We start from the raw sequence: 26,840 nt of genomic DNA on the forward strand, positions 1-26,840 counted from the left end.
GCCGAAGGTACGCGCCGCCGGAGCCGGCGGCGGTTCATTCGTCCAACATCAACTGGACGTGCTCACCGGGGCCGGCTCGGCGACCGGCGGTGCGGCCTCCACCGGCACGATCGCCTTCCGGAGTCCGGCCCACGAGCGGTAGCGCTGGAACGGGAACTCGAACACCCTCGCGAAGAACCACGCGCCGGCCAATGACAGCCCACCGCCGAGCACGGTCGTGACCGCGAACGCGGCGGTCCCGTGGCCGAGCCGCGGCGCGACCAGTTTCAGGCTGATCGCGACCACGATCGGCACGTGGATCAGGTAGAGGCTGTAGGAGAACGAGCCCAGCCGCTCCAGCGGCCGCGAGTCGAGCAGCCGGATCAGCACGGCGGGCCGGCCGCTCACGATCGCCAGCAGGAACATCGTCATGGCCGGGGCGATCGCCATGTCGACCCAGTAGTAGTGGCCGACCATCCAGCGCGAGCCCTGCTGCAGCACCAGGACGCCGACCGGCACCGCGGCCAGCACCGACAGCCACACCCAGGGCAACCGGCGCCACCGGTCACCGGACGCGACCACGCCGGCCGCCACCACCCCGGCCGCGAAGACCGGCAGGAGATGCGGGGTCAGCCAGTTGTCGCCGGCCGGCGGTGACCCGTCGAAGACCACGAACCCGATCACCACCACCGGAATGGTGACGGCCGCGAGCATCGCCGCCGGGCCGATCCGCCGGCACAACACCAGCAACAGCGGGAGTACGCCGTACAGCAGAACCTCGACGCTGATGGACCAGAAGGCGCCGTTCGGGGTGGGCGCCCCGATCAGGTCCTGGAGCAGCAGGGTGTAGACCACCACCGATTCGCCGGTCGGCTCCGGATTGTGCGGCTGGCGCACCACGGTCCACGCGATGACCAGGCTGAACGCCAGCGCCGCCCAGTAGGCCGGGAGGATCCGCCAGGCCCGCCGCCGGAAGTAGAGGCCGAGGCCGCCCAGGTGCCAGCCGTTGCGGGCCGCCGACATGGCCAGCGAGAACCCCGACAGGACCAGGAACAACACCACGGCGAGCCGGCCGAACCCGAGCCAGCTCAGCCAGTCCGGGCCGCGATAACGAGGAAAACCCCGGAAGGTGTACGCCCAGCAGTGGAACAAAAGCACATACAGGGCACAGAGGCCGCGCAGGCCGTCCAGCCCGGCCACCCGTTTGCCGCTCACTTCACAGATCACGCACAGCAGGCGCAAAAGGTTCGATCGGTTTTAATCGGTGTCGCCGAGGAGGCCGGACCGGTACGAAGGTCACGTGCCCCTCCTCGCGCTGTCCTCCGCCGTTCTGCTGCTCGGCATCGCGGACGCGATGGTCAACTCCTACATCGTCCTGTTCGCCGCGGACGTGGTCGGCCTGACGCCGTTCCAGATCGGCGTGTGGGCCTCGGTGTCGGCCGTCGGCGGGATCGGGATCAGCTGGTGGCTGGGCCGGTTGTTCGACCGCCGGCCCGCGCGGGCGTACGCGATCGTCGTGACCCTCCTGGCTTCCGCGGGCTATCTGCTGCTCCCCCGGATCTCGAGTTTCCCGGTGCTGCTGCTGATGGCGGCGACGGTGCTCGGAGCGGTCGGCGCGGCCTTCCCGCAGTTGTTCACCCTGGCCCGTTCGGTGCTCGGCGAGGGCACCGCCGGCCGGCGTTCCGCACCGCTGCTGCGCTCGGCCTGGTCGCTGGCCTGGGCGGTCGGGCCGTTGCTGGGCGCGCTCGTGCTGTCCCGGGGCGGCTATTCCTGGCTGATGTGGACGGCCGCCGGGGTGTTCCTGGTTTCCGCGCTGACCGTCCTGGTCGTGCCGCGGCCCGGTCCGGTCGAGGTGGCGAGCGCATCCCCGGGCCGCACCCCGGTCCTGCTCACGGCGAGCGTCACCCTCTTCTTCACGGCGATGTTCGCGGGCGGCCTGGCGCTCCCGCTGTTCGTCACGCGCGGCCTGCACCAATCGGCGGCGTCGGTCGGCGTGCTCTTCAGCGTCTGCGCGGCGGTCGAGGTGGTGGCCACCCTCGGGCTGGCCGTCGTCCCGGCCACGGTCAGCCAGCGGGCCGTGATCCTCGGCGGCTTCGGCTCGTTCGTCTGCTACTACACCCTGACGGTGGTGTCCTCGGGCATGGCGATGCTCGTGATCGGGCAGGCCTTCCGCGGCGTGGGAATCGCGATCGTCGGGGCCGCCGGCATCCGCTACTTCCAGGACCTCCTGGCCCCGGCGACCGGCCGCGCCACCACGCTGTTCGCCAACGCGTCCACGGCCGGCCTACTGGTCTCCGGCGTCCTTTCCGGGCTCGCGGTGGAACACTTCGGCTTCCGCACGACGCTGATCCTCTGCGGCGCGGCGGCGGCGCTGGGCGGGCTCGCGTTCACCCTGGGCTCCCGGCCGCACCTGACTCAGCGCGGCGAACTACAGACCGTGCGGCCGTCCGGGCCGAGGGCGTAGCCGGCGAAACGGGCCGCCGGCTGGACGGTCAGGCCTCCATCAACCCGGTCAGGTTCTGCAGGCTGCTGATTAAGGCGCCGGTGTATCCGAAGATCCGCCCGCACCACTTCGCGACGGCCGAGATGATCTGCGCGGTGACGACCGGGATGGTGACGATCGCGAGCGCCTCGGCGGCCCACACGATCACCCGCGCCACCAGGTCACAGATCAGATCGCGGACGATGTCCCGGGTGAACTGGACCAGGTTGCCCGCCGCCTGGGTGGCCGCCGACATGGTGCCGGCCAGCACCGCGAGGCCACCGAGGCCGTCCACATTGTTGGTCATCATCGACCGGTACGAGTCGGCGGCGCCGCCGCCCCAATCGGGCAGATCGGCGGCGAGGCTGGACCGGAGGTCTTCGGCCATGGTCTGGAGGGCACCGGCCATGTTGGCCCAGGTCTGAGCGTGCGCGGTGACCTTGTCGGGGATGCCGGCCAGCTTGTCGAGCATGTCACGTAGCGGCTCGAAATGCTCCATCACCCAGCCCAGCCCATTGGCCAGCAGTGCGCTGAACGGGTCGATGACGGTGGCCGCGGCGTCGCCCACGAACGACCCGCCGGCCAGCATGCCGTCGACCCAGCTGCCACCCTGCACCGACTGCTGGAGACCCTGGAAGCCGTCGGCGAGCGAGCTACCGGTGTACGCGGTCCGGGTGGTCGTCGACGTAGCCACCAGGGAGGAGTTGGACGCCATGGTCAGTCCAGCCCGCCGGCTGCCCGGATCGTGCTCTGTGCGTTGGCGTCGGCGGCGTCGTAGTCGCGACCGGTGGCATCGAGGGCGTCGGCGAGCAGTTGGAGGTTCTCCTCGACGTACGTGTAAAGCTGCTCCTGGCCGTCGTGCCGGCGCTCCAGAATCGCCGAGATCCACCCGCACAGCAGGCCGTAGGCGCTGTCGTCCTGTGCGATCGAGCTGCTCGCGCCCTTGATCGCCGCGAGCTGGTCGCGCACCGCGCGCACGTTGGCGGCGTGCCGGAACAACTGAGACGAGTCGACCTGGAAAGCTTCCGTCACCTCAGTACCCCTTCTGATCCGGCTCGTCCTCGTCGGCCGGCCGCTCCAGCGCCTGGCGCATCCGGTCCGCCGTGGTGCGCGCCGACAGCGAGTCCGCCCCCATCGTTTCGACCGCGATGTCGTGCGCCCGGTCGGCGGCCTTGACCCGGGCCTCGCGCAGCGCGCTCATCACCGCCCGTGCCACCGCCCGCGGCTCGTAACGGTGGATGCGGTCGGTGAGTTCCAGTTCGACCAGCACCCCGGCGGAGTCGATGGTGACCTCGGCCAGGCCGTTGTCATCCCGCGCCGTGGCCCGCAGCCGCTCCAGCTGTTCGCTCATGGCCGCGGCTCGCGCCGCCGCCCGGTCGACGTTCTCCTTCCACGAGCGCAAGTACTCGCGGGATGCGTCCGGATCCAGGAACGCCTGGGTATCGGAAACCTCGGACATGCGCCGGAGTTTAACAACGACCTGCACCGATGGATTACGCCGTGAGAACGACCACCCGGGCGTCGACGTTGACGATGTGCCCGTCGCCGAGGCGGGCCACCGGCTCGACCCAGTGCACGTGCCCGCAGAGCGTCAGCGCCGGTGCGTGCCGTTCCAGCGCGCTGCGCACCGCGGGCCGCCCGAGCTGCCCGGGCCGGTCCCCGACCGGCCCCTCGTGCAGGAGGAGCACGTCCGGGGGTGGCGTCGTGACCTTCCCGACGAGAGTCAGGAAATCCTTCTCCGTACGCCGCAGGGCGCGACCGGGATCCCCGACGATCCCCGACACTCCCGCGACCGTGACACCGCCCAAACCACGACGGTCACCGTCCAGCAGCACGACGTCCGGGCCGAGGTCCGCCACCTGCGCGGCGGTCACCTCGTCGTGGTTGCCGGCCACCCCGAACACCACCGGGCAACCCGCGGCGGCGAAGGCCAGCCACACGTCGAGGACCGCGCCGGAGGCGCCGCGCCGGTCGGCGCCCGGCGCCGAGTACAGATCTCCGGTCAGCAGAACACCGACCCGGTCGGCGGGCGGCAGCAGGCCGCTGTCCGCCCATACGCCCAGGTAGTCGGCGAGCGCGATGCCCAGCAGCACGGGGTCCCCGCCGAGCGGCGAAGGCGCCACCCCCTGCAGGTCCCCGGCGGCGAGCAGGACGTCGCAGCCGGCCGGGAGCTTGTCGACCGGCAGCCGCTCGACGCCGAGCTGGACGTTCTGCGGGACACCGCCGGGACCGGCCGCCCGGTACGGAATCGTCGCCAGTCGCTCCGGCCGCGTGCCGATCAGCCGCATCGGCCGTCAGTCCACGACGCTGCGGTAGAGAAACCGCCACTGCGGAAGCGGCGCCAACCTGGTACGCACCTCGTCCGGCCGGTCGAACTTGTCCACGAACAACAGGTAGCGGTACTGCGGGAAGTCGGGCTCCTGCAGGTACTCGTCGTCGCCGTCGCGCAGGTCGTTGGACTGGAGCCGGAGCTTGCCGGCACCGGTCCGCGGACGGGCCGCGAAGTAAACGCCGCGGTAGTCGCTCTCATGCGTGGCCCATTCCACCTCGAGAGCCTCGGCGAGCCGGCCGGGCTGATCGCCGAGGCTGGGCTCGCCGTATCCGTACACGTCGTAGATCAATGTGTGCTTCCCGTTCAGAACCAGACCTTGATGGTCGGCTTACGGCCGGCGGCTTCTTCGATAGTACGGAAGATCATGATATGGACCTCGCGCCCGGTCTCGGCCGACGCGTCGTCGAGTATGCCGTCCAGCCCGAGCCGGTCCAGGTCACGCTCGGTCAGCGGCCCGGTCGAGACGCCGTCGCCGCGGAACGGCACGCCGTTCTCGTGGGCGGCCCGGTTGACCGAGTCGCCGCTGATCGCCACGTCGTAGTCGCTCACCCGGCCCTCGTCGAACGGCTCCCCGGTGTCCGCGCTCCGCCCGGTGACCGCACTGCCCTGGAATCCCATGTCCAGGTCCGGGTAGAGCTCGCGCATCCGGTCGCGGAACCGGGTCGCGAACTCCCGGAACTGGCCGAAGTCGCGGAAGCCGTACGGAACACCCTGGGGCTGGCCGGCCGGGGACGAGCGCGATCCCGCCGAAGGCGACGGTCCGCCGCCCTCGGCGGTGGGTCGCCCGAGTTGCAAAGCGTCACGGGTCTGGCCCTCGCCGTGCTCCACATTGCCCGGCCGTCCGCCCCGCCCCCGACGGCCGCGGCCGCCGGAGGGTGGGTCGTCGCCGCCACCGCCGCCGTGACCGCGGGATCTCGGAGTCAACGTCAGCCTCCATCGATGTCGGCAACGACCCTAGCGCCGCGGCGCTACCCCCGACCGTAGGCGCGGAGCACGGTCTGCTTCACCGAGTTTCCGTCGCGGTCGGTGGCGGTCACCCGCAGCGACACCGTGCCCCGGCCGGCAGGCACGACGACCGCACCGCCGAGGACCAACGCCGACTTCCAGGTGACCCCCTCGTCGGCGGAGAGCTGCACGGACACCGTGCGAGCGCCCGGAACGCTGATCCCGAGCAGGTGGGGCCAGGTCGTGGCGGTGCCGGTCAGGGACACCGGTGCCGCGTACCCGACCTGGAGCATCGGCAGCGGGCCGGCCTTCGCCGACCGGAACGTCCACTCGGTGTTCGTCGACCGGGCGTACTGCCATTCGTTGCCCTCCCGGGCCGTGGTCAGCTCCAGCCGATAGCCGGCCGCCCCGGCCGGGATCGTGATGTCCCGCCAGGCGTCCCGGGTCTCGCTGATCAGCGTGCCGTTGCGGTAGAGCCGCGCGGCCGAGTCGTCGGCCTCGTCGATCGTGAAGTGCTGGTCGCTCGCGTCGACGAAGTCGGCTACCCGCAGGTTCAGCACGTCGCCGGTGCGCCGGTTGGTGTAGCCGGCCGGGGTGGCCGGGCGGACCACCGGCGCCGCCCAGGTCTCGGTGGCCGTGCCGGTTCGAGGGTAGGAGCGGGGCTGGTCGGCGAAGCCGGTGTCGAGGGCCGCGCCGAGGTCGCCCCACGGGTATTCCTGGTGGACGTGGTGCTGCCAGATGCTGTCGCCGGCCGAGACCCACTCGTCGCGGACGGACGGGGTGGCCACCGCGCGCTGCTGGTCGTTCCAGGCGTAGTCCTGCCAGGGGCGCCAGCCGAACCGCTGCTCGCGCACCCAGGCGAGGCCACCGTTGTCGGCGTAGCGGCTGGTGATCCGGTACGAGTTGGCCGCCGTGACCCGGTGGACGATCTGGTCGGGCACCCGGCCGGTGGAGACCTGCAGTACGTCGTACAGATAAGGGCTGGCCGGTGTCATCGTGAGGTCGACGGTCCGGCCCTTGGCCTGGATCTGCCGGGCGTAGTCGTCGGCGATCAGCAGGGCCGGGATCGGCAGTCGTTCCTCGGCGGACGGGTCCCACACCGTCCAGGCCGCCGACTCGGGGCCGCGATTCAGCAGCACCAGGGCCGCGCCGGCGTCGGCCGCCTTCCGCACCTGGTCGTGGTCGTCGCCGTCGCTGGGTAGGACGACGGCCTTGCCGTTGACCGCACCGGTCAGCGAGAAGGCCAGGGCGTAGCGGCGGGTGCCGGTGTAGACCGGCGAGGCCGGCAGCGCCCGCAGATCGTAGGTGCCGGCCGACGGGACGACGGCCCGGGCGAACGGCGCCACCAGCTGCCACCGCGACGAGAACTCGTAGGCGCCCTTGCGGACCGGGGCGGTCGGCGTCACGTTGACCTTCTCGGTGGCGCTGAAGTCCATGAAGCCGTTGTCGATCTGCCGGCCGGTGCCGGTGACCCGGTGCACGTAGTAGCTGAGCACGGCCTGCTGCTGGGCGGGCCGGGGCGTCTCGATCCGGATCGGCTTGGCCTTGCGGGCGTCCAGCACCACCGTCATGTCCCGGTCGATGTGCAGCTCGGGGATGGTGACCAGGGTGTCCTCGGGGTGCAGGCCGGTGCCGACGGCGAGGGTGGCGTCCACCAGATAGTCGCCTTCGGCCACGTCGACCTGGCCGGCCTCGCCGTTCTCCAGGTAGCCGAGCACGTCGAACCGGCGGTCGTCGCCGAACATCTGGAAGACGGGTACGGCGGTGGGCCTGCCGTCCTGGCCGACCGCGCTGAACGTGACCCGGTGGTGCGGCGGGTCGATGGTGGCACCGAGCGCGGTGGTGACCAGCACGCCGCCCGGGCCGGTGGCCCTGAGCCAGCCACCGAGCACACCCTTGGAGCTGCCGTTGCGGTCGAGGGTGAGCGGCACGTCGGCGGTGCCACCGGCCGGCACGGTGACGGTCTTCACGGCGGTCACGGCCGGCAGACTCGACGTGAGCGACAGGGTCACGGCCGACGACCCGGAATTGCGGTACGTGACGGTCCGGCCGGCCGCCTCGAGGCCGAAGTCGGCCACCCCGGTGCCGGTCACCGCCTGGGTGGTGGCGCGGGCCAGGTCGACCCGGCCCGCGCCCTGGCCGTACACGGTCGCGGCGGCACCGGTCACGGCCGTGCTGACCAGCGCGTCCTTCAGGCGAGCGCCGGACCAGTCGGGGTGTTGCTGGGCCAGGATCGCGGCCGCGCCGGCCACGTGCGGGGTGGCCATCGAGGTGCCGGACGCGGCCGTGTAGAGGTTGTCGACCGGGGTGCCCATCGTGGTGCCGGCCGCGCGGGCCGCCACGATGTCCACGCCCGGCGCGGTGATCTCCGGCTTGAGTCCCTGGTCGCCGAGGCGCGGGCCGCGGCTGGAGAACTCCGCGAGCTGCTCGTCGTGGCCGACCGCCCCGACGGTCAGCGCCGACGTGGCGGCCCCCGGCGTACCGACCGTGTAGTCGGCTCCCTCGTTGCCGGCGGCGACCACGAAGAGCGTGCCGCCGGCTGCGCTGAGCGCGTCGACGGCCTCGCTCATCGGGTCGGTGCCGTCGGTCGCGTCACCGCCGAGGCTCATGTTGACCACCTTGGCGCCGCTGTCGACGGCCCACTGCATGCCCGCGATGATCCCCGACTCGTATCCGCTGCCGCTGTCGTCGAGCACCTTGCCGACCATCAGCCGCGCGCCCGGAGCGACCCGCACCGCGATTGAGGCCACGTGGGTGCCGTGCCCGAAGTGGTCGACGGTGTTCCCGCTGCCGCTGAAGTCCTCGGCCGCGCCGACTTTGCCGGCCACGTCCGGGTGGGTGGCGTCGATACCGGTGTCGAGCACGGCGACCTTCACCCCCGTACCCGTCAAACCGGCCTGCCAGGCCGCCGGCGCGCCGATCTGCTCGATGTTCGCATCGGCCGCGGTTCGGACCTTGCCGTCCAGCCAGATCCGGGTGGCCGCGGCCGTGCGGGCGCTCTTCTGGCTTTGCCAGAAGGATTTCTTGTCGACCCGGACGGCCACGGCGTCCAGGCTCGGCAAGGGGGTGGTCGCGCTTGCTGGGAGCGTACGCAGTGAGCCCGCGCCCGCCGACCGGATGATGACCGGCAGCGTGCTGCTGTCGGCGTCGCCGTAGCCTTCGGCGAGCAGGTGCTCCACGTCGAACAGTTCGGCGTCGAGCTGCCCGCTCCGGACCATCGGCACCACGTCGAGCGGCAGCACCTGCAGGCCGTCCCCGGCCTCGGTGGTGCGGAACGAGACGTTCTCCCGGCCGGGCGCCGGCCGTACCGTCGCCGCGTACCGTCCGTCGCCGGCCGGCGTGAGCGAGACGACGTCGCCGGTGATGAGCGTGATCGCCCGGGCCGCGCCGGAGCCGGGGGCGGCCGGCGCGGCCAGGCTCGGCGTCGCCGGCAGGCCGGCGCCGATCAGAGCTCCGACCAGCACCACCGCGGTTCTTACCTTGCGTCGCACGGCCGTCTCCTTCGCGTAACCGGCGCCCCCGGGGTGTGGAGGCGCCGATTCGCATTTTCAAGAACGCCGATGCGACCCGGCCAGATCAAACGACTGCCGAACGCTAGCCATGGCGCGATGTGGACAGGACCGGGCGCCGTGAGTGACGGCCCCAGCTCACTGGTACGGCAGGGTGACCGTCGACAGTGCGCCCAGCGACACCGTGCTCGGCGCCGAGCCGATGGCGCTCCAGATCTCGACCTTGACCGTGCCGTTGGCCAGGTTGCCGAAGCCTCCGGTGGCGGTGATCTGGCCGGCCGCGTCGGTGTACCGCTCCCACCCGGTGACCGGGTCGGTGGCGAAGTAGCGGAACGTCTCGACCCGGTCGAAGGTGCCGTCACCGGTCAGGTCGTACGAGACGCGGGCCTGGGTGGCGTTACCGACCGAGGTGCCCGCGTCCACCGCGATGCCGAAGGCGGTCGCGGCACCGGACCGGTAGGCCAGGTTCAGGCCGGTTGCGGTGAAGACGGTCGGCGAGTGCGGCTGGTTGTCGTTGGCGCCCGACGCCTTGACCACGGTCGCGGTGCCGGCCGTGCCGGCGGCGGAGGCCAGCGCACCGCCGCTCTGCAGGTACCGGACCGCTCCCCCACCGGCCGGCGGGGCGGACGTGGTCGGGCTGACCGTGGGGGTCGGGCTGGTCGTCGGACCGGTGGTCGGGCTGGTCGTCGGACCGGTGGTCGGGCTGGTCGTCGGGGTCGGGTTGATCCCGCCGCCGGTCGCGTTGCCGCCGGACCAGTTCACCGCGCCGGCCGCGACCGTCTTCCCGGCCGGCACGGCGAGCACCTTGCCGTCCGAGAACGTCACCGTCAGCGCCGCGTTGGTGATGTTCGACGCGACGTACGTCCTGGTGCCGTTCTTGCTGAACACCCGGGCCAGCGGATGGTTCGCGGTGACGGTGAGATCGGTCGTGCCGAGGGCGGCGAGGTTGCGGATCCAGTGGAACGTGTGCGCCCTGGTCTCCCCCTCCTCGGGGGTGTAACCGCTGCCGGCCCGGAACTTCGCGAGGGCCGCGTCGCCGTCGCCGAGGGCCAGGTACTGCCAGGCGATGTCCTGCCACAGTGCCGGTTCGTGGCCGGCGTTGGTGACCATCTCGGCGTAGTTGCGCTTCACGTAGGCCGGGTCGTTGCCGAGGTAGAAGTGCCCGCCGGTGACCGGCAGCATGTTGATGCCGTGGATCTGCTCCGGCGCGGAGGCGAACCAGGTGGAGTAGGCGCCGCCGTCGCCCCAGACCATGCCGACCGTGTTGTGGCCGAACGCCGCTGGGAAGTTCTCGTTGCGGGTGTCGAACCAGTACTCGTTGATCGCCGCCGACTGTGTCGTCCAGAGGAAGATGCCGGCGTCGCGGATCGCGGTGTTGCCGGTGGCCTGACCCCACTGGATCAGGCCGTTGGCGAAGTTCATCCCCTCCGACGAGGACTCCTGGTTGTTGCCGGCGAAGAACGCGCCGTGCCCGGCCGCCCAGTCATGACCGGCAAAGATGTCAAAATCCCGGAGGTACGGGAACCGGGTGTCGCCCCGGTCGTAATTGTTGGCGTCGCGGATCAAAAGATCGACCATGCCGCCGTACGCCGAGGTGGCCGCCCAGGACGGGTCGAACTTGGCCAGGGTCGCGGCGGCGGCGATGAAGTAGCCGTAGTGGAAGTGGTGGTCGTTGAGCTCGGCGTCGGACCCGTAGGACGCGGGGTAGCCGATCAGCGTGCCCCAGTTCTTGTCGTAGTAGAACAGCTTCTGCGACTTGCCCGCGGAGGCGGTGAACCAGTCGGTGAGCTGGGCCCGGATGGCGGCGAGGGCGGTGTCCCGGACGTCGGTGCGGCCGAGCTGGTCGGCGATCTCCGCGATCCGCGCGCCGGCGCCGAGGGCCTTGCCGGTCCAGTAGGTGTCGTTGCCCAGCACGTTGACCGGGTTGCCCTTGACCTGGTCGAGGTACCCGTTGAGGGTGGCCAGATCGGCCCCGCTGCTGTCGGCCACCGCGGGCACCTCGGGCAGCACCCCGTTGAAGACGGCCGAGGTGGTGAACGACGAGGCGCCGACGAGGACCTTCATCGTGCCCCGGGCGGTGACGTAGGTGGGCGCGATCGGCGTCGCGCCGCTCAGCGCCCGCCACTGGTGCGGATACAACCCGATGACGGTCCCGGTGCCGGTTCCCTCGCGGGCGGTGGTCAGATAGGTGTACGTCGTGGCGACCCGGCTGGTGCTCTGGTTGTACGAGTAGGACACCCGGGTGCCGGTCACGTGGTTGTGCGCGTAGGTGCCGTAACTGGCGGCCAGCGCGGCCCGGTCGGTGGTGCCGGCGGGCAGCACGGCGATCGAGAAGTAGCCCTTCCCGGCCAGGGTGGACGTGATGACGTTGCCGCTGACCGTCCAGGTGGCTCCGGTCGGCGCGTACGCCACGTAGTCCTTCCCGGCGATCGAGTACCCGATCTGCGACCCACTGTTGGACCAGACGGTAGGCGTACTCTTCGCGGTGATCTGGGCATTTCCCCCGGTGACCTGGAAGTAGGCGAACGGCAGGCCGTGCCCGATGGTCGCCTTCATGGTCCGCACACCGTCACTCCAGTACGGCGTGACGGTCCAGTCGGTCCACGAGTCGACCAGGGTCCGCGGCGCGTTCAGCCCGGCCACCCCGGCGGTGAAGTCCTCCTGGTAGATGTAGTGGTATTCGCCCACCCCGGTGGCCGAGCCACTGATCTGCGGCGTGGTGTTGTAGGAGAAACCGAGCCCGCCCGCGGTGGTGTCGTAGCTGATCGGGTGCGCGTGCAGGTTCTCGCTGTAGGCGCAGTCGAACTTCTTGAAGACGAGCGAGGACCACCAGTCGTTGGTGGGGACCGGGCCGGCCGGCGCGTTGGCGGTCATGAACTGCCGGGGGTTGGTGGCCAGGTCGCCGCAGCCGACGGGCAGGCTCGCCCCGGCCGGGAGGGTTTCGGTGTAACTGCCCGCGCCGACGGTGGCGGCGCCGGCCGTTCCGCTGAGGGCCACCGCGCCGAGTCCGGCGGCGACCGCCGCGACCGTCGCGAGCACGACTGATCTGGTACGCCGCATCACGCCTCCGTAGCCCTGTGAGAGCGCTCTCTCGTGCCCGGAACTGTAGGGGGGACAAAGCATGTCGTCAATGTTTCCAAAGTATTAACAGCACGATCCGCGTTTTAGCATGGCGGCATGAGCCGGGAGACCGAGATCCTCAACCGGCGGCTGCTGCGCGCCCGCGACGCGATCGACCGGGCGTACGCCGAGCCGCTCGACGTCCGCGCCATCGCGGCCGTGGCCCACCTGTCGCCGGCCCACTTCAGCCGCTGCTTCCGCACCGCCTTCGGCGAGACGCCGCACCGCTACCTGCAACGGCGGCGGATCGAGCGCGCCATGCGCCTGCTGCGCGAGACCGGCCGCAGCGTCACCGGCATCTGCTCCGACGTCGGCTTCCAGAGCCTCGGCACGTTCAGCCGGACGTTCCGCGACATCGTCGGCGAGACGCCGTCGGGGTACCGCCGCGATCACCGCCCAGCCGTCGTGCCGCACTGCGTCCAGATGGCCAACACCCGGCCGATCGAGCAGTTTCGGAGAAGCCACCGGCCGGTCGCCCTCTCTAGCCTGAGCACATGATTACCAAACTCAACGTCGCGTCGATCTTCGTCCTCGACAAGGACGAAGCCCTCGACTTCTACGTCGGCCTGCTCGGCCTGGAGAAGGGCAACGACGTACAGCAGGGCGACTACCGCTGGCTGACCATCCGCGTCCCGGGCGGCGGCACCGAGATCTCGCTGGAACAGCCCGGCCCGCCGCTGCACGACGAGGCGACGGCCGAGCAGCTCCGCGAGCTGATCGCGAAGGGCGCCCTGACCGGCCTCGTGCTCAACACCGACGACGTCCGAGGACTGTACGAGACCCTGAAGTCCCGCGGTTTCACCGATTTCACCCAGGAGCCCACCGACCACTTCTACGGCACCGACATGGGCCTGCGCGACCCGTCCGGCAACGCGATCCGCATCCTCCAGCAGGGGTCGTAGTCTCTGGTCCGGACGGCGATCGTGACGGAGGACGACGATGGGTGTGCTGTACGACTATTTCCGGGCGCCCGGCCCGGCCGAGGTGCGCGAGCACCTGGACGAGAACGACGGGGAGTCGCCCGTGCCGTCGGCCTTCGACGGGATCGAGCTGAAATCCATCGACCCGACCGTGCTCCTGGGCCGGCTGGTCGGTCTCGCGACCGACCGGGAGTGGAGCCCGGACCTGGCCCACGATCAACTGATCTGGCCGGCGGGCGCCGAGCAGGACATGGCGTACGAGGGCCCGTGGGTGACGGTCCTCCCCGACAGCGCCCGTGACGTGCTCGCCGGCATCCCGGCCGACCGGATTCCCGGCCTGGCCGACAGCTGGGCCACGGCCGAGGAGTTCGGCCCCTTCAGCGACCCCGAGTTTCTGCGCGAGGTGATCGCCGAGTTCACCACCCTCGCCGCGCAGGCCCGCACCCACGGCGAGTCCCTCTACTGCTGGATGAGCCTGTGAACCCGCGCGAGGTGTTCCTCCGGCTGGTGCACGGCGTCTGCGACGGCCCCTACGAGGAGCTGTCCGGGCTGTACGCCGAGCAGACGCACGTCACCCACCCGTTCCACCCGCTCGGCCCGCCGCCGCTGCGCAGCCGCGACGAGCTGCACGAGCACTTCACCTCGCCGCCCCCGGACACCCGCACGCTGCACCGCAAGCCGGTCGAAATCACCGTCCACGAGACCACCGACCCGGAGGTGATCGTCGCCGAGTTCACCTACCAGGGGCAGGTCGCCGAGACCGGTGAGGCGTTCGCCGTGCCGTGCGTCTTCGTCATGCGAATCCGGGACGGGCTGATCGTGGAGTCCCGCGACTACATCGATCCGATCGCGAGCGCCCGGGCCTGGGGCCAACTCGACGCCCTCCTCGACGCGCTCCGGCCGGCACCGGCGAGCACGAAGCTGGACCTCGACCGGGTTGATCTGGAAGAGCTGGCGATGGCGCTGGAGGACCAGAGCGCGTACGAGCGTCGCTGGCTCATCGATCCACGCTCCGGCGAACTGACGTTCTGGACCGAGGACGGCGGCATCGACGGCAACAACCCGGTCGACCTGGACGAACTCGACCCGGACCTGGTGCTGGTGGAGCCCCTGCCGTCCCGGGTCTGGTTCCGGGACATGGCCGACTTCGCCGGGCTGGTCAGCGACGAGCGCGTGGCGGCCCGGCTGACCCGCGCGCTGGACGGCAAGGGCGCGTTCCGCCGGTTCAGGAACGAGTTGCACCAGCGGCACCCGGACCTGATCGGAGTCTGGAACGCCTTCCGGAACGTACGGGCGGCCCGGCACGCGGTCGACTGGCTGCTCGACAACGAGTTGATCGACGAGGAGCGGGCGACCCGCTTCCGCACCGAGCATCCCGACCCGGACGTCCCCTGAGGCGCCGCCCCCGGCTCCGGTGCGAGAACCCGGGAGCCGGGGTGGGCCGGCCGTCAGTTGACGACGCGGATCCGGACGGCGTCGATGGCCGGCGTCTCGTTGGCCCGCTCCATCATCGGAACGCGGTGCGAACCGTCGCCGGCCCAGGAAGCACACTGCGCGGTGCCCGAGGTCGGCAGGCCGGCGACCTGGATGGTCACCGTGTCCGGGGCCCTGCCACCCTTCTTGTCCTCGGTGGCCACGAAGAACGCGGGCACCGGCGCCGGATCGGGCGCGACGCGGGTCGAGGCGAGCATGCGGCAGGCGGTGTGGAAGTGGCCACGGACGATGCCGTTCTGCAGCACCGAACTCTCCACGTAGTAACCACCGGCACCGGCCGCGAGGAATCGGTCCCGGATCAGGTTCCGGGTGCTCACCTTGAGGGTGAACGGGGTGTTCACCTTGACCACCGGCGGCGCCTGGGTGATCAGCAGCGACGAGTTGTTGGCCGCGCTGGAGACCTCACCGAACTCGGTGGAGACGCACCGGTCGCCCTTCTGGAAACCGTCGTGCGGCGCCAGGGTGCTGCCGTCGCAGCTGTTCGCGAGGATGCCGAGGTTGGCTCCCGGCACGGCGGCGGCGGGCGCGGTCGTGGCGGCCGGCTCCGCGCTGCCGTTCTGGCTGAGCGTGCAGGCGGCCAGGCCTTCGGCGTTCAGGTCGGGTTTGGCGGCGAACCGGCCGATCGCGGTCTCGATCCGGTTGATGGTGGCGGTGCGCTTGTCCTTGAGCGGGCCGAGAATCGCGTTCTGGACGAAGTTGGCATCGCCCTGGCCCTTGGTGGCGGCGAGCCGAGCGTTGGCCTCGGCGATCTGCTTGTCGAGCAGTTGAAGGTTGCTGTTCACCTCGGCCGCCGCCTGGGCCGGCACGGCCACGCCGACCTTCACCTGCGGGCAGACGATCGTGGGCGTTCCCTCGGCCGCGGAGGCCACACCCAATCCGACACCGGCGACCGCAACGGCGACGGCGGCGACGGCGCCGATCCGCCAGCGACGCGACTTGACACGAGAAGACCTGATCCGAGACCTGTACATCGCCATCCACGCCTTAGGCCAATACGAACTGGTTGTCTGGCCTCAGATACGGGAGCGCTCCCACCCAGGTTCAACGGGCGCGGCACTGATCAAAAAGATCGGCGGCTCAGGACCATCGGCCCCGGCGGACCACGTCGTCCTTGGGGCGCCGCCGGCTGCTGAGGTCGCGGGGCGGCTCCTGGCTGTAACCGATGGAGATCGCGCCGATCGGGTTGAGGTGCTCGGGCACGCCGAACTCGGTGCGGAAGTTCTCGACCCGGTCGGCGGGCAGGCCGAAGAAGCAGGCGCCCAGCCCGGCGTCGACCGCGGTCAGCAGCATGAGCAGCGCGGCGAAGCCGGTGTCGATGTCCCAGTAGGGCGCGGGCCACCAGGCGTCGGAGCGATCGCCGTGGCCCTTGTCGGCCTGCGCGTACCGGTCGAGGTAGGCGTCCTTGTTCGCCAGCGGCACGATCAGCAGCGGCGCCTGAACGGTGGCGGCGAACCAGCGGTCGGGCTCCTCGGCGGGCCGCGCGGCGTCCCGGAAGAGCGCGATGTCGGCGGGCTTGTCCAGGACCAGGAAGCCCCAGCCCTGCGAGAAACCGGCCGACGGCGCGCGCAGGCCGTTGTCGACGATCCGGTCGACCACCTCCGGCGGAATTGTCCGGTCCGGATCGTAGCTGCGAACCATGCGGCGCCGCCGGACAACGTCCTGAAAGTCCATGGTGGCAACGTACCGGTCAGGCGCCGGCGGCGAGGGCCTGGTGGACCGAGCGGACCGCGCTCGCGCCCTCGCCCACCGCCGCCGCGACCCGTTTCATCGACTCCGAGCGCACGTCGCCGGCCGCGAACACGCCGGGAACGCTCGTCTCGAAGGCCAGCGGCCCGCGCCCGGCGCCGGTCCAGCGGTCCCCCAGCTGCACGTCGGTGGGGAGGAAGCCGTTGTCGTCGAGGGCGACGCCGGTCAGCCATTCCGTGGCCGGCGCCGCGCCGATGAAGCAGAACAGCCCGAAGCACCCGCACGCCTCCGGGTCCCCGGCCGCGGTGAGGGTGATCTCGTCGAGCCGGTGGGTGCCGCGCAGCGCGGTCACCTCGGTCGACGTCCGCACGGTGATCCGCGGCTCGGCGAGGATGCGGTCGACCAGGTAGCTCGACATCTTCGCGTACAGGTCGTGGCCGCGTACCACCAGCGTCACCTGCCCGGCCCGCCGGGCCAGATAGATCGCCGCCTGGCCGGCCGAGTTCGCACCGCCCACCACGGTCACCGGAAGCCCGGCCACCGCCTGCGCCTCCAGATCGGTGGCCGCGTAGTAGATGCCGCTGCCGACGAAGTCGGGCCAGCGGTCGAGCGGCAGGTTGCGGTAGGCGGCGCCGGTCGCGACCAGCACCGTGCGGGTCGGGATCTCGGTGCCGTCGATCAGGGTGATCAGATGGCCGTCCGGGCCGGAGTCCAGCGACGCCACCGCGCACGGGCTGGCCAGGTGGGCGCCGAACTTGAGCGCCTGCACCGCGGCCCGGCCGGTCAGGGCCGCGCCGCTGAGGCCGAACGGGAATCCCATGTAGTTCTCGATGCGGGAACTCGCGGCGGCCTGCCCACCGGGGGCGACCGCGTCCAGCAGCACGGTCTCCAAACCCTCGGACGCGCCGTAGACGGCGGCGGCCAGGCCGGCCGGCCCGGCGCCGACGATGGTGAGATCGGCAACCCCTTTGGGCGTACGCCGATAGGTCAGTCCCAGATGCTGGCTGAGGATGCCCGGATTGACCCGTCGCAGGGTTTCCCGGGGCGTGACCACGGCGGGCAGATCGCCGGCCGTCAGGCCGGCGTCCGACATGGTCTGCCGTCCCTCGTCCGAGGTGTCGGTGAGCCACAGGTGCGGCTGCTCCTGGCGGGCCAGGAACGTCTGCAACGCCAGCCCGGCACCGGACGACGGGTCGCCGATCACCTCGAGGTTGCGCCCGGTCCGCCGGGCGAGCAGCACCCGGCGGGCCACGAAACCGCGCAGCAGCAGATCGCTGAGCTCGGTGTCCTGCGCCATGAGCAGGCGGAACGCGGCCGGGTCGATCCGGTGGATCACGCCGGCCGCGGCGACCCGCGCGGACAGCAGCCGGGTCTGCCCGGTGAGCAGGTTCAACTCCCCGGCGAACTGGCCGGGGCCGGCCGACAGGAACAGCTCCTCCGGCGCGGTCGCGGTGGGTATCCGGACCAGCTCGACGGTGGCGGTGTCGACCAGGATCAGGTCGCAGTCCTCGTCGCCGACGTCGAACAGGATGTCCCCGACGGCCACCTCGTGCCGGGTGCCGTAACCCGCCGCACGGGTGAACAGCACCTGGTCGAGCCGGGGGAAGGCGTTCGCGAAGAGCTCGCTTTCCTGCTCGCCGAGCTCGGGAAACGCGGAGGGGAAGGTCGACACCCCGGAATCGTCGCAGAGCCCTCCCACAGTCGCCAACGGGCGTCCGGTATGGTTCTCCCAACGCGGACGTAGCGCAGCTGGTAGCGCATCACCTTGCCAAGGTGAGGGTCGCGGGTTCGAATCCCGTCGTCCGCTCTCTTCCTCCCCGGGAGTCGCGGTGCTGGACCCTCGCACACCGGTCCTGGTCGGTGTCGGCCAGTCGGCCGAGCGCCTCGACGATCCGGATTATCAGCGCCTTTCCGCGGTTCAGCTGGCCGCGGCGGCCGCGCGTGCGGCCCTGGCCGACACCGGCGCCGATCCGCAGGCCATCGCCGAGAGCATCGACGTGGTCGCCGGGGTGCGGCAGTTCGAGATCTCCGTGCCGGGCGCCGAGACCCCGCTGGGCCGCTCGGACAACTTTCCCCGCTCGGTCGCCTCCCGGCTGGGCGCCAAGCCGCGCCGGGCGGTCCTCGAGGTCACCGGCGGCCAGTCGCCGCAGCACCTGGTCAACGAATTCGCGGCGGCCATCGCCGCCGGCGAGGCCGGCGTCGTCCTGCTGGCCGGCGGCGAGGCCATCTCCACCATCGAGGCGTACGCCGGGGAGGCCGACCGCCCGGACTTCACCGAGCACGTCGACGGCGATCTGGAGGATCGCGGTTACGGCCTCGACGGCATGGTGTCGATGACCCTGATGGCGCACGGCCTCGCCGACATGCCCGCGCAGTACGCGCTGCTGGAGAACGCCCGCCGGGCCCGCCTCGGCCTGTCCCGCCCCGCCTGCGCGGCGGCGATGGGCGCCCTGTTCGCCCCGTTCACCGCGGTCGCCGCGGCCAACCCGTTCGCCGCCGCGCCGACGATCCGCGACGCCACGGAACTGGCCACGGCCGGCGAGGCGAACCGGCCGATCGCCGACCCGTACACCCGCTACCTGGTGGCCCGGGACAAGGTCAACCAGGGCGCCGCCGTACTCCTCATGCCGTTGTCCGACGCCGAGCGCCTCGGCGTACCGGAAGATCGTCGGATTTTTCTGGCCGGCCATGCCGACCTGCGGGAACGTGACCTGATGGAACGACCCGACCTGGGTTCGTCGCCGGCCGCCGCGGCCGCGGCCCGGCAGGCCCTCGCGGTGGCCGGCATCGGTACGGACGACCTGCGCACGATCGACCTCTACAGCTGTTTCCCGATCGCGGTTTTCGCGGTGGCCGACGCGCTGGGCCTGACGGCGGGCGACCCGCGCGGCCTGACCGTGACCGGCGGCCTGCCGTTCTTCGGCGGCCCGGGCAACAACTACTCGATGCACGCCATCGTGTCGACCGTCCAGCGCCTGCGCGGCACCCCCGGTTTCGGCTTCGTGGGTGCCAACGGCGGTTCGATGACCAAGTACTCGGCCGGCGTCTACACCACCACCCCGGTCGCGTGGGCGGCCGGCGACAGCGCCGGCGTGCAGGCGTCCCTCGACGCGGTCCCGGTGGTGACCGAGGCCGAGGAGGCCGACGGCCCGGCGACGATCGAGACCTACACCGTGAAGTACGGCCGGGAGGGCCGCCGCCGCGGCATCGTCGTCGGCCGGCTGGACGACGGCCGGCGCTTCGTCGCCAAGGGCCCGGCCGGCTTCCTGGCCGACCCCGCCACCGAGCCGATCGGGGCCCGCGTGCGGGTGCGTTCGACCGGTCTCACGAATGAGGTCACCGTGCCGGTCGCCGACACCCCGGGTACTGTCTGACGAATGGCGAACGACCCCACGATCCGGTACGCAGAGGTCGATCCCGACGGCCTGGTGATCGCCGCCCTCACCGGCGAGCTCGACATCGACCGCGCCGACGAGGTGCGCGACAACCTGGCCGCCGTCTCCGCCACGCCCGGCTGCAACTATCTGCGCGTCGACGTGAGTGGCCTCGACTTCATCGACTCCTACGGCCTGGGCGCCCTGGTGAGCGCCCGCAACAGCGCGGCCGCGAACGGCGTGACGCTGACCCTGGCCGAGCCGTCCCCGCCGGTCCGCAAGGCGATCGAGGTCACCGGCCTGGGCGACGTCTTCGGCCTGTAGCTCACCGGCCGTCGACGTGGTGGCCGGGCCGGACGGCGATCCGGAGATGGTCCTCCGCCGGGTGCTGGGCGCCCTGGAATTCTCAACTCCGGCCTGACCCGACCGATCCCCAGGGTCGACGAACGGGGGTCCGGACAGCGCAACCGGGCGGCACCCGCACGGGCACTTGTCGTGCACCGAACCCCCGGCAATCTTCTCTCCATGCCCGGCCGACAACGCGCCGGACAACGCGGGGGAGATTGAATGTTGCGCAAGTCCGTGTACTCGCTGGCCGCCATGATCGCCGGTCTGGGTGCCGCGTTCGCCGGAACCGCCGGGGCTCAGGCCGCCGACGCACAGCCGACGACCGCCGCCAAGTCCGCCTGCGTGACCGACGCGAAGCTGGTGCCGAGCTGCAACGTTCTGTGGGGCGCTGCCGCCGGTGGTTTCACCGGTAAGCCGCGTGACCTGGAGCTGAAGAGCTGGGAGAAGCTCAGCGGCCGCACCTCCACCATCTTCCACACCTACCACAAGGGTGACGAGAAGTTCCCGACCGCCGGTGAGATCGCGATGAGCAGCGACCCGGCGCACCCGCGGGTGCTGCTGATGAACTGGCGCGTCGAGTACGGCTCGAACTGGCGCAACGTCGCCGCCGGCAAGCTGGACCGCCGCATCGACGCGTTCGCTTCGCGGGTCAAGTCGACCTACGCGAACAAGAAGTTCTTCCTGATCCTGAACCACGAGCCGGAGGACGACGTCCGCACGGACGCCCGCTCGGGCATGACCGCCAAGGACTTCGCCGCCTCGTTCCGGCACGTGATCAAGCGGCTGCGCGCGCAGGGCGTCAACAACATGGTCAGCGTCGTGGCGTACATGGGTAACGAGAAGTGGATGGCGCAGTCCTGGTGGAAGGACCTCTACCCGGGCAACGACGTCGTCGACTGGATCGGCCTGGACTCGTACGTCAGCTCGGAGCCCGGCTACTACCACCACGGTCTGTTCGGCGACGCGGTCAACCGGCGCGCCCCGGGCGGCGACGGCTTCTACGACTGGGCCGTCAAGAACCACAAGGGTAAGCCGATCATGATGGCCGAGTGGGGCGCCTACCACCGCATCAACCGGGTGTTCGACAAGTCCGCGCAGTTCAACAGCGTTCTGCCGGAGCTCGCCAAGCGTCCCGCGATCAAGGCGATCGTGTACTTCGACACCAAGCGTGACCAGTTCGGCGACCGCGACATCAGCATCAACAGCTCGGCCCGCAGCCTCACGACCTTCCGCAAGCTGGCCGCGAACCCGCTGTTCAACGTTCAGGTCCGATGATTTTGCTAGCCGCCCGGCCATTGGCCGGGCGGCTAGTTTGCTTATCAGGCCAGGTTGACCGGCAACTCATCAAGACCGAAGACGATCGAGGCCCGGCGGAACCTCAGCTCGGCGGGCGGCACCGCCGGCGACATCGCCGGGAAACGACGGACCAGAGCGGGGTACGCGACCCGCAGCTCCATCCGGGCCAGCTCCGCACCGATGCACCGGTGGATGCCGTAACCGAACGCCATGTGTGACCGGTTCGCGGCCCGGTCGGGGTCGATCAGGTGCGGGTCAGGCCCGAACTTCACGTCCCGGTCGGCACCGGACAGCGAGCACATCACCACATCACCGGCCCGGATCTCGGCGTCCCCGATCCGCACGTCCCGGACCGCGACCCGCGGGAACGCCACCTGCACCACGGTCAGGTAGCGCAGCAGCTCCTCCACCATCGCGTCGACGTCCACGCCGGCCCGCATCTTCTCGGCCATCACCGGGTTGGTCATCAGCACCAGCGCACCCAGCGCGATCATGCTGGCGCTGGTCTCCAGGCCGCCGGTGAGCACCCCGTCGGCGACCCCGGCCAGCTCCCGGTCGTCGATGTCGTCGCCGTGCGCCTTGATCAGCGCGCCGAGCAGCCCCTCCCCCGGTTCCCGGCGCTGCTGCTCGACCAGCCCGCCGATGTAGTCGAGCGAGTCGCTGATCGCGCCGAGCGCCGCGTTGCCGCCGGCCCCCAGGTCGAAGCGGGTGGTGCTGAGCTCCTGGAAGTACTCCCGGTCGGCGTACGGGACACCGAGCAGTTCACAGATGGTGAGCGCCGGGATCGGCAGCGCGAAGTCGTGCCACAGGTCGACCGGGCCGTCGGCGGCGGCGAGAGCGTCGAGCCGGCCCGCCACGATCGCCTCGATCCGCGGTTGGAGCCGCCCGAGGCGCCGCATGGTGAACTCGGGGGTGAGCATCTTCCGGAGCCGGGTGTGGTCCGGCGGGTCGGCGAACCCGAGCCCGCCCGGGTTCTGCTCCATCCCGATCCCGATCCGCGCGGCGAACTTGGCGAAGTCGTTGCTGTAGCCGTCGACGCTGCCCAGCACGGTCCGCACCGGTTCGTAGCCGGTGACCAGCCAGGCGCGGATGCCGAACGGCACCGGCAGCCGGGTGACCGGCTTGTCCGCACGCCACCTACCCATCTGCGGCACCGGGTCGAGGCCGTCCCGGTGCAGCGGCCAGAGGATCTTGTCGGGCAGCATGGACAGGCCCGCGTACGGCCCGTTTCCCCCGGTGAATCGGCGTGCGACCAGCCCCAGGACCTGAGACCGCACCGCCGACACCATCGATGTCATGCCCACCGCGTTCCTCCACCCCTCGCGTGTTCGGAGCATGATCACACGCGTCCCCTGGTTTTCATCGCAGTGCCGCCATGAAAATCCTCACTTACCGACCGCCCGGTGTCAGCGCCCCGGCGGGATTCTCACTCTGACCGGGCCGATGCGATGGACCGTTGGTGGGCGTGGTGGGATGCACGACCTATGAATCCCGTGCCCTTCGAGATGCCGGCCGACGCCGAGGACGGCGAACGCATCCAGGACGAGCTGCGAACCCGCCTGATCATCCCGGCCGACCGGGCCGGCCCACCGGCCACCGTCACCGGCCTGGACATCTCCTACGCGGTGGGCAGCCGGCACGCAGTGGCCGCGGCCGTCACGATCGGCGTCGGCGACCTGCGGGGCCGGGAGGTCGCGGTGGCCGAGGGCGACATCTCCTTCCCGTACGTGCCGGGCCTGCTCGCCTTCCGCGAGCTGCCGCTGCTGCTGGAAGCCCTCGGCCGGCTCGAGACGCCACCGGAGGTGCTGGTCTGCGACGGGTACGGCATCGCCCACCCGCGCCGCTTCGGCCTGGCCTCGCACCTGGGTGTCCTGCTCGACCTGCCGTCCTTCGGCGTGGCCAAGAACGACTTCATCGGCACCCACGACGAGCCGGGCGAGCGCCGCGGCGAGTGGTCGGCTCTGGAGGACGGCGGCGAGCTGCTGGGCCGGGCGGTCCGCACCCAGACCGGGGTGAAGCCGGTGTTCGTCTCGGTCGGTCACCGGATCAGCCTGGCCGACGCCACCGACCTGGCGATCGCCCTGAGCCCGCACTTCCGCATCCCGGAGCCGACCCGCCAGGCCGACATCATCTCCCGCGAGATTCTCCGCGACGGCCGCCACAGCCTCGACTGAGGAGCAGTGTCACCGGGCCGCCGCGAAGGCCGCCACGCCCATGTCGGTGGTCACGGCCGCGGCGGCCGAGTCGGCGGCGCGATTGAGTTCGGCGACGGCCCGGTGCTGGGCGCCGGGGGCGACCACCGTCCGTCGTGGTCGCGTGCCGGCCGCCGCCTCGACCAGCCGCACCACCGCGTCGGCGACCTCCCGCGGGTCACCCAGGGTCGGTCCCTGGTGGCCGGTCAGCGCGGCCACGTAGGCGCCGAACGCGGCACCGTAGGGCGCCATCCGATCGTGGTCGGCCGGCATGGTGGCGTTGACGCCGATGCTGGTGGGGTAGGACGCCGGGTCGAGGATGACCGACTCCACGCCGAACGGGGCCAGCTCGTCGTGCCAGGCCTCGGTCAGCGCGGCGAGCGCGGCCTTGCTCGCGGCGTACAGGCCGCTGAACGGCACCGTCACCCGGGCGGCGACGGAACCGATCTGGACCAGAGCGCCGCTGCCCTGTTCGCGCAGGTGCGGGAGGGCCGCGCGGTTGACCCGCAGCGCACCGAGCACGTTCAGGTCGAACTGCCGCTGCGCCTCCTCGGCGGTGAACGACTCGACCGGGCCCACGAAGATCCCGCCGGCGTTGTTCACCACGACGTCGAGGCGACCGGCCGCTTCCACCACCGCCGCGACCGCCCGGTCGGCGGAGGCCTGGTCGGTGACGTCGAGCTCGACCACCCGCAGATCGATGCCTTCGGCCGAGGCCAAGCCGGCCAGCTCGGCGGCGGCCTTCTCGTTGCGGCCGCGCACATCGCGCAGGCCGGCGAAGACGCGGTGCCCGCGCCGGGCCAGTGACTCGGCCGTCAACCGGCCGAACCCGGTGCTCGCCCCGGTTACCAGAACTACGTGACCACTCATTGGTTGCCTCCCGCATCCAAACGGGGTGGCACCCCGTTTCGAGCGGAAGGCTATCCGGGGTGGCCCCCCGTTTGTCAACCGGCTACGATTCGGGCCACAGCCGAAACGCCACGATCAGGAGAGACTCGGTGCCGGGCACGCGATCATTGCGGTCGGACGCACGACGCAACTACGACCTGATCGTGGCCGCGGCCGTCGCCGAGGTGGCGCGTTCCGGGGCGGAGGCCTCGCTGGAGAAGATCGCTCGCGATGCCGGCGTCGGCTCGGCCACCCTCCACCGGCACTTTCCGAGTCGCCAGGCCCTGCTCGAGGCGGTGTTCCACGACCGCGTCGAGGGGCTCTGTGCCCAGGCGCGCGAGCTCACCGGGGCGGCCGATCCCGGGCGGGCTCTCGCCGACTGGCTCCGGGCCGTCGCGGTGCACGGCGCCACCGCCCGCGGCCTCGCCGCGTCGTTGCTCGCGTCGGGGCGGGATCCGTCCCCGCCCTCCTCGTCCAGCTGCGAGTTCATGCTGCACGACGCCGGGAGCATGCTGCTGCGGCGGGCGCGGGACGCCGGCGCCGCCCGCCCCGAGGTCTCCATGGACGACCTGCTCACCATGGTCAACGCGGTCTCGCTGGCCACCGAGGACGGGCCCTACGCCGCGCGGCTGGTCACGCTGGCCATCGAGGGCATCCACCCCGGTCCGGCCTGAGGCCCCGGCCCGGCCTGAGGCCCCGGCCTCCGGGGAGACCGGGGCCGGTTCGGTCAGCCCGGGATGCCGTTGACCGGCGGGACGGTCACGGTGCGGTTGTCCGGGGTGCCGCCCAGGATGATCTGGCGCAGCGCCGAGTTGTTGGTGGTGCTCAGCTCGGAGAGCTTGTTGGCCGGGTTGGCCAGCACCTGGATGTAGTAGGTGCCGTTCGGCAGGTCGGTGATCTCGAACGACTGGCCGGGACGGCTCTGGCTGTAGGTGTCGCCGTTGCCGATGTCGAGGACCTCACGCACGGCGATCACCGTGTTGGCCCCGCACGACGTGGAGAGGTCGGTGTTGTCCGGGCGCCACTTGGCGTTCGGGATGGTGTAGTCGACCGCGTCCGTGTTGGCCAGGCAGAACGCCTCCTTGCCGCTGCGCTCCACCTGCTTCTGGTCGGCACCGAGCAGGTTGTACTGGGCGAAGTCGGTGAAGTGCCAGTGCTTGTGGCCCTCCCGGTTGTCCCACTCCATCGTCCCGGCCTGCACCGAGCCGACCTGGTTGCCCTTGGCGTCGAAGAAGTACTGGTACGCGTCCATCAGCTCGGTGCCGGTACGCCGGAACCCGTCCACGAGCAGCGGCGACGTACCCCCGTTCCACACCGTCGCGCCGAAGTTGACGTACCACTTCTGGTCTTCTTCCTGGGAGATGGAGATGCCCCAGGCCGGCAGCGACTTGAGGTCGGGCCGTGGCCCGGCCGCCGGTTTGGCCTTGAGCGTCGCCGGACGCTTGGCCGGCGCCCGGAACTCCGACCGGAACGCACTGACCTGCTCCCCCGCGTTCGGGTTGTCGGCCTCCGGCGCGGTGGCGGCCTTGACCGAGGCGAGCGACCGGCCCTCGGTGTCGCCGTCGACCACGGTGAGGTCGACGTTGACCGTCGACTGCTCGGCCGGGATGCCGAACAGCTTCTGGTAGGTCGGGTTCACCGTCGCCGTGACCGAGTATTTGCCGAGCGGCAGATCGAAGTCGTCGACCGCCGGCAGGGCGTTGACGTCCGAGTCCCAGCCCGCCTGCACGCCCCACACCGCGCCGAGCGCGAACGGGTTCTCCCCGCCGCACATCGTCGGGTAGGGCGTGGTGGCCGGGGCGTCCGGCCGGGTCCGCGCCGATCCCCAGGTGTTGCCGCAGAACGACGTCTTGTAGGAGGTGACCACCTGACCGGCCGCATCCTTGATGGTGAAGGCGGTGAAGTCCTTGAGACCGGTGAAGTCGGTGACCATGCCGGCCGGCAGCGCCACCTTCTTCGTCTTGCCGTTCTGCACCACGACCCGCTCGGCGGTGATCGGCTTGTCGTAGCCGGTGCGCTTCGCCCAGATCTCGAACGGGTCCTTGCCGGCGATCACGTGCAGGCCGAGGTCGAAGTACAGGTAGACCTCGTCGTCCCAGACGTAACGCTCGGCAGTGACCGCGTTCGTGGCCGCCACGAACTGCAGCGGTGGCGGGCTGGTCGCCGCCTGTGCGATGCCCACGCCGGTGGCCGTGAGCACCAGAACCGCAGCGGCGGCGCCGCGGGTCAGAAGCTTCCTCATTGATGTACCTCTCCGTGGGGAGTCCTGTCGGGG

Annotated in this window: 25 protein-coding genes and 1 tRNA gene; 11 read left to right on the forward strand and 15 right to left on the reverse strand. The window is 71.1% G+C overall.

Annotated features, from left to right (window positions below; genetic code table 11):
* Positions 1-48: 48 nt before the first annotated feature.
* The gene (locus tag Ato02nite_RS39470) at positions 49-1,194 is read right to left on the reverse strand and encodes an acyltransferase family protein (protein WP_213011811.1); all 1,146 of its coding nucleotides are present in this window, start codon (positions 1,192-1,194) and stop codon (positions 49-51) included.
* Between the two features lie 85 nt (positions 1,195-1,279).
* On the opposite strand from Ato02nite_RS39470, the gene Ato02nite_RS39475 reads away from it, so the two are divergent.
* Positions 1,280-2,443 carry an MFS transporter gene (locus Ato02nite_RS39475; RefSeq protein WP_213011812.1) on the forward strand — a complete coding sequence of 388 codons (1,164 nt, stop codon included), beginning with the start codon at positions 1,280-1,282 and terminating at the stop codon, positions 2,441-2,443.
* Positions 2,444-2,471: 28 nt separating this feature from the next.
* Here the strand turns inward: Ato02nite_RS39475 and Ato02nite_RS39480 are convergent, their stop codons facing one another.
* The 8 genes from Ato02nite_RS39480 to Ato02nite_RS39515 all read right to left on the reverse strand — a co-directional run bounded on the left by Ato02nite_RS39480 (position 2,472) and on the right by Ato02nite_RS39515 (position 12,307).
* On the reverse strand, positions 2,472-3,176 hold the full coding sequence (locus Ato02nite_RS39480; RefSeq protein WP_213011813.1) for a WXG100 family type VII secretion target: 705 nt from the start codon (positions 3,174-3,176) through the stop codon (positions 2,472-2,474).
* 2 nt (positions 3,177-3,178) lie between these two features.
* A complete protein-coding gene (locus Ato02nite_RS39485) occupies positions 3,179-3,493 on the reverse strand; it encodes a type VII secretion target (RefSeq protein WP_213011814.1) in 315 nt (104 codons plus the stop codon).
* Between the two features lies 1 nt (position 3,494).
* On the reverse strand, positions 3,495-3,920 hold the full coding sequence (locus tag Ato02nite_RS39490; RefSeq protein WP_213011815.1) for a YbaB/EbfC family nucleoid-associated protein: 426 nt from the start codon (positions 3,918-3,920) through the stop codon (positions 3,495-3,497).
* 34 nt (positions 3,921-3,954) lie between these two features.
* Complete coding sequence (locus Ato02nite_RS39495; RefSeq protein WP_213011816.1) at positions 3,955-4,749, reverse strand: metallophosphoesterase family protein; 795 nt, start codon at positions 4,747-4,749, stop codon at positions 3,955-3,957.
* A gap of 6 nt (positions 4,750-4,755) precedes the next feature.
* Entirely contained in the window at positions 4,756-5,082 is a 327-nt protein-coding gene (locus tag Ato02nite_RS39500; protein WP_213011817.1) for a hypothetical protein, read from the reverse strand.
* Positions 5,083-5,096: 14 nt separating this feature from the next.
* Positions 5,097-5,717: a hypothetical protein gene (locus tag Ato02nite_RS39505; RefSeq protein WP_213011818.1), complete on the reverse strand. Its 621-nt coding sequence runs from the start codon at positions 5,715-5,717 to the stop codon at positions 5,097-5,099.
* Between the two features lie 44 nt (positions 5,718-5,761).
* On the reverse strand, positions 5,762-9,229 hold the full coding sequence (locus tag Ato02nite_RS39510; protein ID WP_246607972.1) for a S8 family serine peptidase: 3,468 nt from the start codon (positions 9,227-9,229) through the stop codon (positions 5,762-5,764).
* A gap of 156 nt (positions 9,230-9,385) precedes the next feature.
* Positions 9,386-12,307, reverse strand: a complete 2,922-nt coding sequence (locus tag Ato02nite_RS39515) for a glycosyl hydrolase (RefSeq protein ID WP_246607973.1) — start codon at positions 12,305-12,307, stop codon at positions 9,386-9,388.
* Positions 12,308-12,424: 117 nt separating this feature from the next.
* Here Ato02nite_RS39515 and Ato02nite_RS39520 point away from each other — a divergent pair, with 117 nt between their 5' ends.
* The 4 genes from Ato02nite_RS39520 to Ato02nite_RS39535 are packed head-to-tail and all read left to right on the forward strand — an operon-like array spanning position 12,425 to position 14,682.
* Positions 12,425-12,865, forward strand: coding sequence for a helix-turn-helix domain-containing protein (locus Ato02nite_RS39520; RefSeq protein ID WP_213011820.1), 441 nt, complete (start codon positions 12,425-12,427; stop codon positions 12,863-12,865).
* Complete coding sequence (locus Ato02nite_RS39525; RefSeq protein ID WP_213011821.1) at positions 12,862-13,269, forward strand: VOC family protein; 408 nt, start codon at positions 12,862-12,864, stop codon at positions 13,267-13,269. The genes Ato02nite_RS39520 and Ato02nite_RS39525 overlap by 4 nt, the downstream gene beginning before the upstream one ends.
* Positions 13,270-13,306: 37 nt before the next feature.
* Positions 13,307-13,768: a hypothetical protein gene (locus tag Ato02nite_RS39530; RefSeq protein ID WP_213011822.1), complete on the forward strand. Its 462-nt coding sequence runs from the start codon at positions 13,307-13,309 to the stop codon at positions 13,766-13,768.
* On the forward strand, positions 13,765-14,682 hold the full coding sequence (locus Ato02nite_RS39535; protein WP_213011823.1) for a UPF0158 family protein: 918 nt from the start codon (positions 13,765-13,767) through the stop codon (positions 14,680-14,682). Before Ato02nite_RS39530 ends, Ato02nite_RS39535 begins: the two co-directional genes overlap by 4 nt.
* 53 nt (positions 14,683-14,735) lie before the next feature.
* On the opposite strand, the gene Ato02nite_RS52150 is transcribed toward Ato02nite_RS39535, so the two are convergent.
* The 3 genes from Ato02nite_RS52150 to Ato02nite_RS39550 form a co-directional block, all read right to left on the reverse strand.
* On the reverse strand, positions 14,736-15,752 hold the full coding sequence (locus Ato02nite_RS52150) for a hypothetical protein (RefSeq protein WP_246607974.1): 1,017 nt from the start codon (positions 15,750-15,752) through the stop codon (positions 14,736-14,738).
* 106 nt (positions 15,753-15,858) lie between these two features.
* The gene (locus Ato02nite_RS39545; RefSeq protein WP_213011824.1) at positions 15,859-16,452 is read right to left on the reverse strand and encodes a nitroreductase family protein; all 594 of its coding nucleotides are present in this window, start codon (positions 16,450-16,452) and stop codon (positions 15,859-15,861) included.
* A gap of 16 nt (positions 16,453-16,468) precedes the next feature.
* Positions 16,469-18,139 (reverse strand): FAD-dependent oxidoreductase, encoded by a 1,671-nt coding sequence (locus Ato02nite_RS39550; RefSeq protein WP_213011825.1) that lies wholly within the window; start codon positions 18,137-18,139, stop codon positions 16,469-16,471.
* Between the two features lie 62 nt (positions 18,140-18,201).
* On the opposite strand from Ato02nite_RS39550, the gene Ato02nite_RS39555 reads away from it, so the two are divergent.
* The 4 genes from Ato02nite_RS39555 to Ato02nite_RS39570 all read left to right on the forward strand — a co-directional run bounded on the left by Ato02nite_RS39555 (position 18,202) and on the right by Ato02nite_RS39570 (position 21,464).
* Positions 18,202-18,274: transfer RNA gene (locus tag Ato02nite_RS39555), tRNA-Gly, on the forward strand.
* Between the two features lie 22 nt (positions 18,275-18,296).
* Positions 18,297-19,841, forward strand: coding sequence for an acetyl-CoA acetyltransferase (locus Ato02nite_RS39560; protein ID WP_213011826.1), 1,545 nt, complete (start codon positions 18,297-18,299; stop codon positions 19,839-19,841).
* A gap of 3 nt (positions 19,842-19,844) precedes the next feature.
* Positions 19,845-20,165 (forward strand): STAS domain-containing protein, encoded by a 321-nt coding sequence (locus Ato02nite_RS39565; protein ID WP_213011827.1) that lies wholly within the window; start codon positions 19,845-19,847, stop codon positions 20,163-20,165.
* 243 nt (positions 20,166-20,408) lie between these two features.
* Positions 20,409-21,464: a glycosyl hydrolase gene (locus tag Ato02nite_RS39570; protein ID WP_213011828.1), complete on the forward strand. Its 1,056-nt coding sequence runs from the start codon at positions 20,409-20,411 to the stop codon at positions 21,462-21,464.
* Between the two features lie 44 nt (positions 21,465-21,508).
* Here the strand turns inward: Ato02nite_RS39570 and Ato02nite_RS39575 are convergent, their stop codons facing one another.
* Positions 21,509-22,762, reverse strand: coding sequence for a cytochrome P450 (locus Ato02nite_RS39575; protein ID WP_246607975.1), 1,254 nt, complete (start codon positions 22,760-22,762; stop codon positions 21,509-21,511).
* A gap of 228 nt (positions 22,763-22,990) precedes the next feature.
* Between Ato02nite_RS39575 and Ato02nite_RS39580 the strand changes: the two genes are divergently transcribed.
* Positions 22,991-23,659: an endonuclease V gene (locus tag Ato02nite_RS39580; RefSeq protein ID WP_213011891.1), complete on the forward strand. Its 669-nt coding sequence runs from the start codon at positions 22,991-22,993 to the stop codon at positions 23,657-23,659.
* 9 nt (positions 23,660-23,668) lie between these two features.
* Here Ato02nite_RS39580 and Ato02nite_RS39585 read toward each other — a convergent pair whose 3' ends face one another.
* Positions 23,669-24,547, reverse strand: a complete 879-nt coding sequence (locus Ato02nite_RS39585; protein ID WP_213011830.1) for an SDR family NAD(P)-dependent oxidoreductase — start codon at positions 24,545-24,547, stop codon at positions 23,669-23,671.
* 128 nt (positions 24,548-24,675) lie between these two features.
* On the opposite strand from Ato02nite_RS39585, the gene Ato02nite_RS39590 reads away from it, so the two are divergent.
* Positions 24,676-25,239 (forward strand): TetR/AcrR family transcriptional regulator, encoded by a 564-nt coding sequence (locus Ato02nite_RS39590; protein WP_213011831.1) that lies wholly within the window; start codon positions 24,676-24,678, stop codon positions 25,237-25,239.
* 53 nt (positions 25,240-25,292) lie between these two features.
* Here the strand turns inward: Ato02nite_RS39590 and Ato02nite_RS39595 are convergent, their stop codons facing one another.
* Positions 25,293-26,807, reverse strand: coding sequence for a lysyl oxidase family protein (locus tag Ato02nite_RS39595; protein WP_213011832.1), 1,515 nt, complete (start codon positions 26,805-26,807; stop codon positions 25,293-25,295).
* Between the last annotated feature and the right edge of the window lie 33 nt (positions 26,808-26,840).

The organism is Paractinoplanes toevensis, from assembly GCF_018332695.1.
In the GTDB taxonomy this organism is placed as follows: domain Bacteria; phylum Actinomycetota; class Actinomycetes; order Mycobacteriales; family Micromonosporaceae; genus Actinoplanes; species Actinoplanes toevensis.